The sequence below is a fragment of the Paenibacillus albiflavus genome (genome assembly GCF_004344915.1).
Classification (GTDB): domain Bacteria; phylum Bacillota; class Bacilli; order Paenibacillales; family NBRC-103111; genus Paenibacillus_AM; species Paenibacillus_AM albiflavus.
Window position 1 is genome coordinate 1 of record NZ_SKFG01000063.1, and the last position, 1,564, is coordinate 1,564.

Below are 1,564 nucleotides of genomic sequence, written 5' to 3' on the forward strand. Positions count from 1 at the left end.
CTATATTACTCTTTACGCTCTTTGTTGCCGTTGTTACTTTTGTAATTCGAATTTGGTATCCTATCGACCACTGGGTAGGCTTTCTTGGAATAATACAAACTGAATTTGCGCATGTGCCGCAGTATGCCAGTTTTTTTATCCTTGGGCTTTTAGCTGCGAGAAGAGGATGGATGGGGAATATACCCAAATCCCTTGGGCTTAGTTGGCTTGCTATTGGTGTTATCCTTGTTTTAATAATGTATTCTGGCAAACTGAGTTTTTTTCAAAAAGGCGGATTTACTTGGGGAAGCCTAGCCTATTCCGTCTTTGAAACATTTCTGTGTGCAGCGTTATGTATCGGAATAATTTATTTATTTTATGTGAAATTCAACAAAGCAAGTGTACTGTTTCAAAATCTTTCAACCAATACATTTACTGTTTATGTTATTCATGTACCAGTTGTCGTTATTTTGCAGTACGCATTCGAAAACATGAGTATGTCAGCATACGTTAAGTTTCTATTAGTCACTTTTTTTGGTATTATTTTAAGCTTTGGTATAAGTCATTTTATCATTGGAAAGATTGCATACCTAATAAAATCTTATAATAAACTTAAATCATCAAAAATGATAGATTGTTAATGAACATTAATACAAGTAATCACTGAATATAAAAAAATAGACTTTGGAGAAGATTCAAAGAAGGCAAGAACTTCCTATAACACCGTGTTCCCACTGCGGGGCATCCGCCCCTTGGTCTGCATGAGGAATTTCGAGGAAGCATATTCAGCAGACACACCTGCACCGACTAACCGCATCGCGGCCGCCCCTATCGGGGCTTAAGTCGGTGAGGCGTCGGGAACACAAGAACGTTAGCTGAAATCAACGAAATTGTGATGGAAAATTGAAAGGAATATAAAAAATGAATCTAATCCGCATAGAACCAATTGATAAAAATAATTGGGAAGAAGCTCTCTCGATATCTTTACTCAAATCACAAGAGAAGTTTGTGCCTTCTGTTATCGAATCATTAGCATGGGCTTATATAAAACCGTGGGATGAGGCTTTTGATCCATATATTTTGTGCAAGGATGATAAAACATTTGGATTTTTCTATCTTTCCTATACACCTAATAGTACTAATAATTACTGGATCGGTGGCTTTCAAATAGACAAGGAATATCAAGGGATGGGATTAGGAACACAATCTCTTAAAAGAATATTAGAATTCATTCAGGAGATGAACAGACAATGCGAAGTAATCTCTCTAACAATCGAAAAAAGTAATAATCATGCTAGAAAGCTTTACGAGAAATTAGGTTTTGTCAATCAAGATAAAGAGAACCAAGATGGCGAGATTATATATAAACTAAAGTTAAAATAAACTATAAAGAACTTGTGCTAGGTTACTCGAAGAGGTCGTTGACATCAGCTAACATTACATTCCTGCGTCGTCGCTAAAGCTCCTCGGTCACCGAGAGGATTTTCGGAGAAGTAAATCAGGCGACACATCCAACCGGCTAAGTCTGACGACCCGGCAACTTTATTGCCTTAAGCCGCTTGGACGTCAGGAATGCGAAACGTTA

General features: G+C 37.4%; 2 protein-coding genes. Both read left to right on the top strand.

What is annotated here, in order from left to right; all coding sequences use genetic code 11:
- Positions 1-620: acyltransferase family protein (locus E0485_RS24320; protein ID WP_165921288.1), on the top strand; the 620-nt coding region annotated here is incomplete at its 5' end.
- Positions 621-900: 280 nt separating this feature from the next.
- Entirely contained in the window at positions 901-1,362 is a 462-nt protein-coding gene (locus tag E0485_RS24325; protein WP_132420618.1) for a GNAT family N-acetyltransferase, read from the top strand.
- Positions 1,363-1,564 lie beyond the last annotated feature (202 nt).

Excerpts from the sequence above, each read along its gene's own strand:
- E0485_RS24325 (WP_132420618.1), top strand. The coding sequence starts at position 901 with ATGAATCTAATCCGCATAGAACCAATTGATAAAAATAATTGGGAAGAA.